The following is a 7335-nucleotide window of genomic DNA, read 5'->3' as shown; positions in this document are numbered from 1 at the left end:
GTTGATAGGCCGGATCTGGAAGCACCGTGAGGTGTGGAGGTGACCGGTACTAATAGGCCGAGGGCTTGTCCTCAGTTGCTCGCGTCCACTGTGTTGGTTCTGAAACCACGAACAACCCGTCCTGGGTCACGGGGCGGCTGGTTGTCTGTTTCATAGTGTTTCGGTGGTCATAGCGTAGGGGAAACGCCCGGTTACATTCCGAACCCGGAAGCTAAGCCTTACAGCGCCGATGGTACTGCAGGGGGGACCCTGTGGGAGAGTAGGACGCCGCCGAACAATCTTTGGGAAAACCCCGCACCTCACGGTGCGGGGTTTTCTGCGTTTCAGGGCCTTCATGTAATGGCACGAGGGCGGGACCTTTCGGTCCCGCCCGGTCACAGACGGCCCGCTGCCTTCAGCTCCAGGTAGGCGTCGGCCAGGGCGGGTGCCAGATCGTCCGGTGTCGCGTCGACGACCGTCACGCCGTGTCGGCGGAGTTGGTCCGAGGTGCGCCGGCGTTCCGCCTGGGCCTGCGCGGCGGCGGCAGCCTCGTACACGGCCTCGGCGTTGCCGCGGGCCTTCGCCATCCCGGAGATGTGCGGGTCCGCCACCGAGGCCACGAGGACCGTGTGCCGCCGCGACAGCTGAGGCAGGACGGGAAGCAGTCCTTCTTCGATCGGTGCCGTGTCGAGCGTCGTGAACAGCACGATCAGGGAGCGCCGGGGGGCCGAGCGGAGCGCTGTCGCGGTGAGGCCACGCGCATCGGTCTCCAGCAGTTCCGGCTCCAAGGTCGCCATCGCGGTGACCAGGGAAGGCAGAACGTCACCCGCCGTCCTGCCCTGGACCAGGGCGCGTACCCGGCGGTCGTAGGCGAGGAGGTCGACGCGGTCGCCGGCCCGGGACGCCAGGGCTGCCAGGAGCAGGGCGGCGTCCATGGAGGCGTCGAGCCGGGGCGCGTCGCCCACGCGGCCGGCGGACGTGCGGCCCGTGTCGAGGACGAGCAGGATGTGCCGGTCGCGCTCGGGGCGCCAGGTGCGTACGGCGACGGTGGAGTGGCGGGCGGTCGCCCGCCAGTCGATGGAACGGGTGTCGTCGCCGGGGACGTACTCGCGGAGGCTGTCGAACTCCGTGCCCTCGCCGCGGGTCAGCACGCTGGTGCGGCCGTCGAGTTCGCGGAGACGCGAGAGCTTGGACGGGAGGTGCTTGCGGCTCGTGAACGGGGGCAGGACGCGCACCGTCCAGGGGACGCGGTGGGCGCCCTGCCGGGAGAAGAGGCCCAGCGGGCCGTACGAGCGGATCGTGACGCGGTCCGTCCGCCGGTCGCCGCGGCGGGTGGGCCGCAGGCGTGTGACCACGCGTCGGCGTTCGCCGGGGGGAACCGTCAGGCGGTGACGGGAGGCTGCCGTCTCCGTGCCGGGCTGCCAGCTGCTGGGCGGCCAGGCATCGCGGAGCTGGGCGCGGAGCGGGCGGTTGGACGGGTTGGTGACGGTCAGGGTGACGTCGGCGGTGTCGCCCAGGCGGGTGGAGGTGTCGCCGGAACGGGACAGGCGCAGGCTTCGCACCGGGGCGGCCAGGGCGAAGTCGCAGGCGCAGGCCAGCGCCAGCGGGGCGTTGACCGTCAGGATGCCCGTCCAGCCGGGGTCCCAGATGCCGACGGGGACGGAGCCGAGAGCCGCGAGGAGCGCGGCGCGTCCGGTGAGTGCCATCAGCGGGGGGCGGGGACGTGGGCGAGGATCGCGTTGATGACGGAGTCGGCGGTCACGCCTTCCATCTCGGCCTCCGGGCGCAGCTGGACGCGGTGGCGGAGGGTGGGGAGCGCCAGGGCCTTCACGTCGTCGGGGGTGACGTAGTCGCGGCCCGTCAGCCAGGCCCATGCCCGGGACGTCGACAGCAGTGCCGTGGTTCCGCGGGGGGAGACGCCGAGGGTGAGAGACGGCGACTCCCGGGTGGCACGGCAGATGTCGACGACGTAGGCCGTGATCTCCGGGTGCACCGTCGTCTTGGCGACCTCGGCGCGGGCGGCTTCCAGGTCGGCGGCGTTCGCGACGGGGCGTACGCCGGCGGCGTGCAGGTCGCGCGGGTTGAAGCCGGCGGCGTGGCGGGTGAGGACGTCGATCTCGTCCTGGCGGGACGGGAGCGGCACGGTCAGCTTGAGGAGGAAGCGGTCCAGCTGCGCTTCCGGCAGCGGATAGGTGCCCTCGTACTCGACCGGGTTCTGGGTCGCGGCGACGAGGAACGGCTCGGGGAGCGGGCGGGGGGTGCCGTCCACCGTGACCTGTCGTTCCTCCATGGCCTCGAGGAGGGACGACTGGGTCTTCGGGGGCGTGCGGTTGATCTCGTCGGCGAGGAGCAGGTTGGTGAAGGCCGGGCCGGGCTGGAAGGAGAACTCGGCGGTGCGGGCGTCGTAGACCAGGGAGCCGGTGACGTCGCTGGGCATGAGGTCGGGAGTGAACTGGACGCGCTTGGTGTCGAGCTCGAGGGAGGCTGCCAGGGCGCGGACGAGGAGGGTCTTGGCGACGCCGGGGACGCCTTCGAGGAGGACGTGGCCGCGGCACAGGAGTGCGACGACGAGGCCGGTGACGGCGGCGTCCTGGCCGACCACGGCCTTGGCGATCTCGGCGCGCAGGGCCTCCAGGGCGGCGCGGGCGTTGCCCGGGGCCTCGGTCTGCCCGGCGTTGTCAGTGGTCGGGTCCATCATGGACGGCGTACCTCTCTTTCGAGGGCATCGAGTTGGTCGGCGAGGGCGATGAGTGCCGCGTCGTCTCTGGGCGGCGGGCCGTGCAGGAGGGTGTGCAGGGACTGTCCGTCGCCGTGGAGGTGGGCGGACAGCGCGGGGAGCAGGGCCTCGGGCGCGTGCGCCTGGGAGACGGGGACGCCGACGAGGGGGGCGAGGCGGGTGCGGGTCGCGGAGCGGAGAGCGTCGGCCGCACGGTCGCGGGCGTCGGCCTTGCGGTAGAGGCGGGCGCGGCCTTCGGTGGTCTCGGAGGCGCGGATCGCCACGGGGAGTTCTTCGGGCACCAGGGGGCCGAGCCGGCGGGCCCGCCACAGGGCGGCCAGGGCAGCGGCTATGAGGAGTTGCAGGGTGCCCCAGAGCCAGCCGGAGGGGAGCAGGTCGAAGAAGCCGCGCTCGTCGTCCGGGGCGGTGGCGTCGGAGAGCGAGGGGAGGTACCAGACCAGGTGGGTGCGCGAGCCGAGGAGTTGGAGGGCGAGCGAGGCGTTGCCGTGCTCGTCGAGGCGCTTGTTGTAGAGGATGTCGCGTGCGCCGAGGACGATCGTGTCGCCCGGGGCGGCTTCGGTCGCTTCGCCGGACGCCGTCGTTGTCTCGGGGATGCGGAGCAGCGTGGCCAGGCGCTCGCTGGGGTAGCAGACGTCCGCTGCGAGGTCGGTGCTGGTGTAGCGGATCCCGCCCGTGTCGGCGGTGCCCGCGCGGCGGGCGGCGGGCAGCTCGCAGGCGGGGGACAGCGTGGAGTCGAAGCTGAGCGCGGGGTCGGCGGTGACGCCGGGGGCGAGCCGTTCGACGGAGGAGCCGTGGGGCGCCACGAGGACCGTGCGTCCGCCGGAGCCGCTGGTCGCGGAGTGCAGCTCGGTTTGCTGGCGCTCGGTGAGCAGGTCGGGGACGGCCACCAGCAGGGTGGTGTCCGGTCCGGTCGCGGCGCGGGCGTCGTCCAGGGTGGTGACCACCCGGGTGGACACGCCCCGGTCGGCGAGGAGTTCGGCGACGGCCCGGCTGCCGTAGGGGTCCGCGGAGCGCGGGTCGAGCTCGCCGTGCCGGGCGTCGGAGCGGACGGCGGCGATCGCGACGGCGCCGGCGAGCAGCAGCACGAGCGCGAGGGTGATGCCTCGCGCGCGGGTCCACAGCCGTCGGGCGGTGGGCGAGGCCGAGGTGGTGGGGAGGGTGGCCTCGGTGGTCATCCGGCGGCTCCCCGGCGCGTGTTCGGGTCGTCGGAGTCCTGGGGGGTGCTGCCGGCCAGGTGCGGTGTGCTGCGTTGCAGGTCGCGGTCGAGGTCGGCCAGGCGTCGGTACGCCTGCTCGGTGCCGGGCCGGCCGCCGTATGCGACGTCGTCGAAGTCCCGGGCCGCGGTGCGCAGCCGGTCGCTGTGGGCGGGCAGGGCGCGGCCGGCTTCCGTGGCCGCCTCGTCGGCGGTGCGGCCGGGGCGGATGTCGAGGAGGGCGCGTTCCTCCAGGGCGCGGACGAGGGCCCGCATGCGTTCCTGGAGGGCCTGGCTCCAGTGGCCCTGGGCGGCGTGCGCCTCGGCGGCGGCGCGGTGTTCGGCGGCGCTGCGGGGGCGGTCGTCGAACAGGACGGGAGCGGAGACGGGCGGGCGGTGCGGGGTGCCCAGGCGCCACCAGAGGGCGCCCAGCACCGCCAGGACGGCCAGGACGACGACCACGAGGCCGAGGGTCCCTCCGGGCGTCGCGGTGGAGGCCCTGCCGAACAGCTCGCCGATCCAGTCCCAGAGGGCGTTCAAGGCCCGCTGGAACCAGCTGGGGTCGTTCTCGTGGTACATGCGCTTGGACAGCTCGCGGCGCGCCGCCTCCCGTGCGGGGTCGCGTGGCGTCGTCACCGGCGGTTCGTCGCCGGAGCGTGCCAGGGACAGGACGGCGGTGTCGCCGGCGCGCAGCACCGTCCGTAGGGCGGTGTGTGGCAGCAACTCTGTGAGAACTCCCCCCGTGGGACTCACCGCATCAGCTCCCGGGGAGGGTGCCGGGGCTGCCTGGGCCCTGGAGGCCGGCGGCGCGGGCCAGTTCGAGGTCGAGGGCCTCGCGGCGGATGCGCTGGTCGATGTAGAGGAGCACCGTGACGCCCGCCGTGATCGGGAAGGTGATCATGGAGCCGATCACCGAGCCGATGCCGCTGACGACGAGGAAGGTCCAGCCGAGGTCGCCGCCGCCTTCGAGGAACCCGCCGACCCCGTCGCCGCTGAGGGTGGCGGCGAGGAAGCTGAAGGGGATGACGATGATCGACGCGACGATGTTCGCGATGACCGTCGCGAGGAGCTGGATGCCGAAGACGCGCCACCACGAGCCGCTCACCAGCTTCGTCGAGCGGCTCATGGCCTTTTTGATGCCCTGCTTCTCCAGCATCAGGGCGGGGGAGGCCAGGGAGAAGCGGACCATGAGCCACACGGCGACGACACCGCCCGCCAGGAAGCCCAGCGCGGCCAGACCCACGCCTGCCTCGCCGCCCGCCGTGGCGGTGACGAGGAGACCGGGCAGCATGGCGACCAGGAGGATGCCGGCGACCATCAGCAACAGCAGGACGATCAGGCCGAACAGCTTGAGCACCTGAGGACGGGCGTCCCGCCAGGCCTCGCGGGTGGTCACCTGCCTGCCGAGGACGGCGCGGCTGGTGACGGTGGTCAGCAGGGCCGTGGCGACGACGGTGCCGATCAGGGAGATCAGGAAGACGACGCCCGAGTTGACCGTGGTGGTGGTGAGGGCGTCGGTGAGTTCGCTGAGGGTGGCGTCGGGGTCGTTGAGGGCGTCGGTGGCGGTGTCGTCCAGGACGAGGCCCTGGAGAAGCACGACGATGATCTCGGTGAAGATCGCGACGGTGAGGGAGATGCCGAGGACCGTGCGCCAGTGGGTGCGCATGGTGGAAACCGCGCCGTCGAGGATCTCACCGACGCCGAGCGGGCGGAGCGGGATCACGCCGGGCTTGGCCGCGGGCGGCGGGCCGCCCCAGCCTGCTCCCCAGCCGTAGCCACCGGGGCCTCCGTGGCCACGGTGCTGGCCGCCGTAGCCGCCCGGGGGCGGGGGCGGGGTGCCCCAGCCGCTGCGGGGCGCCGGGGGAGGCGGGGCCTGGCCGGGGCCGGTGGGTGCGGACCACTGGCCGGGGGGCGGCTGCTCCTTGGACCACTTCGTGCCGGGGCTCGTCGTATCCGCGCTCGGCCGGTCCGCGGGCTCGCCGGTCGCCGGGCGGTCGGCGGGGCCGGACGCGCCGGGCTCGTGCCCGTCGGACGGGGCGGATCCGGGCGAGGTCCAGCCCGGAGTGTCGTTCATCGTCGCTCCTTCACGGTGCCCTTCCGCGGTCGCGGCGGCAGGTTGGCAGCCATCGTGCCATGGGGTGCTCGGCAGTGGACCGGGCGAGGCAGGGGCAGCGCACCTTCAATTGTCCGACGGAATGGGGGCAGACTGACCGCATGGCTGATCAGTACGCGCAAAGCGGCGAGGACAAGCGGCCGACCGAGATTCCCGTCATCCGCTGGGAGGAACCCCCTGAGGGCCCGGTGCTGGTCCTGCTGGACCAGACGAGACTGCCGGCCGAGGAGGTCGAGCTGGTCTGCACGGACCCGTCGGCGCTGGTGGAGGCGATACGCTCGCTCGCCGTGCGCGGGGCACCGTTGCTCGGCATCGCGGGCGCCTACGGGGTCGCGCTCGCCGCCGTGCGGGGCTTCGAGGTGGAGCAGGCCGCCGTCGCGCTGGCGGGGGCGCGTCCCACGGCGGTGAATCTCGCGGTGGGTGTGCGGCGGGCTCAGGCCGCGCACCAGGAGGCGCTTGCCAGGACCGGTGACACCCGGCAGGCGGCCGTGGCAGCGCTGACCGCGGCGCGGGCGCTCCACGAGGAGGACGCCGAGGCCAGCGCCCGGATGGCGGCACACGGTCTGGCGCTGCTGGACGAGCTGCTGCCCGCCGGCGGGCACCGTGTCCTCACGCACTGCAACACCGGGTCGCTGGTGTCGGGCGGGGAGGGGACGGCGTTCGCGGTGGCGCTCGCCGCGCACCGGGCGGGGCGGCTGCGGCGCCTGTGGGTGGACGAGACGCGTCCGCTGCTGCAGGGGGCCCGTCTGACCGCGTACGAGGCGGCGCGCAACGACATCCCGTACACCCTGCTCACCGACAACGCGGCCGGTTCGCTGTTCGCGGCGGGCGAGGTGGACGCGGTGCTGATAGGGGCGGACCGGATCGCGGCGGACGGCTCGGTGGCGAACAAGGTGGGCAGCTATCCGCTCGCGGTGCTGGCGCGGTACCACCACGTGCCGTTCATCGTGGTGGCGCCGCTGACGACGGTGGACGAGCAGACGCCGGACGGGGCGTCCATCGAGGTCGAGCAGCGCCCCGGGTACGAGGTGACCGAGGTCACGGCGCCTCAGGTCCCGGTGTCGGGAGCGGGAGGCGGGATTCCGATGGCGCCGCTGGGGACGCAGGCCTACAACCCGGCGTTCGACGTGACGCCGCCCGAGCTCGTGACGGCGATCGTCACCGAGGAGGGCGTGGTCTCGCCCGTGACGGCCGAGGCTCTCGCGGAGCTGGGTGCCGGGGCGCGGCGGCCCGCCGTCGGCTGAGCGGTGCCCTGCCCGCCTCGCGGCGGCGGGTGAGCGGTGTCTGCGTAGCGTCATGGGGCGCGGACGCCCT

At 73.6% G+C, this 7335-nt stretch carries 6 protein-coding genes and 1 rRNA gene; 2 read left to right on the top strand and 5 right to left on the bottom strand.

What is annotated here, in order from left to right; all coding sequences use genetic code 11:
• Positions 1–159 precede the first annotated feature (159 nt).
• Positions 160–276: ribosomal RNA gene (gene rrf / locus ACGF3H_RS05875) — 5S ribosomal RNA — on the top strand.
• A gap of 98 nt (positions 277–374) precedes the next feature.
• Here rrf and ACGF3H_RS05870 read toward each other — a convergent pair.
• Genes ACGF3H_RS05870 through ACGF3H_RS05850 form a run of 5 tightly spaced genes read right to left on the bottom strand, consistent with a single transcriptional unit; the run spans position 375 to position 5982 of the window.
• Positions 375–1685, bottom strand: coding sequence for a DUF58 domain-containing protein (locus tag ACGF3H_RS05870; protein WP_362497448.1), 1311 nt, complete (start codon positions 1683–1685; stop codon positions 375–377).
• The gene (locus tag ACGF3H_RS05865; RefSeq protein WP_362497460.1) at positions 1685–2674 is read right to left on the bottom strand and encodes a MoxR family ATPase; all 990 of its coding nucleotides are present in this window, start codon (positions 2672–2674) and stop codon (positions 1685–1687) included. The genes ACGF3H_RS05870 and ACGF3H_RS05865 overlap by 1 nt, the downstream gene beginning before the upstream one ends.
• Complete coding sequence (locus tag ACGF3H_RS05860; RefSeq protein WP_362497446.1) at positions 2674–3891, bottom strand: DUF4350 domain-containing protein; 1218 nt, start codon at positions 3889–3891, stop codon at positions 2674–2676. The genes ACGF3H_RS05865 and ACGF3H_RS05860 overlap by 1 nt, the downstream gene beginning before the upstream one ends.
• Positions 3888–4661, bottom strand: a complete 774-nt coding sequence (locus ACGF3H_RS05855; protein ID WP_393816458.1) for a DUF4129 domain-containing protein — start codon at positions 4659–4661, stop codon at positions 3888–3890. Before ACGF3H_RS05855 ends, ACGF3H_RS05860 begins: the two co-directional genes overlap by 4 nt.
• A 4-nt stretch (positions 4662–4665) precedes the next feature.
• Positions 4666–5982, bottom strand: coding sequence for a glycerophosphoryl diester phosphodiesterase membrane domain-containing protein (locus ACGF3H_RS05850; RefSeq protein WP_362497443.1), 1317 nt, complete (start codon positions 5980–5982; stop codon positions 4666–4668).
• Positions 5983–6122: 140 nt separating this feature from the next.
• Between ACGF3H_RS05850 and mtnA the strand changes: the two genes are divergently transcribed.
• Positions 6123–7265 (top strand): S-methyl-5-thioribose-1-phosphate isomerase, encoded by a 1143-nt coding sequence (gene mtnA / locus ACGF3H_RS05845; protein WP_362497440.1) that lies wholly within the window; start codon positions 6123–6125, stop codon positions 7263–7265.
• Positions 7266–7335 lie beyond the last annotated feature (70 nt).

Source organism: Streptomyces sp. NPDC048185, assembly GCF_043202495.1.
GTDB lineage: Bacteria > Actinomycetota > Actinomycetes > Streptomycetales > Streptomycetaceae > Streptomyces.
Note: the sequence above shows the minus strand (reverse complement) of the source record. Positions and strands in the feature narration are given on the sequence as shown.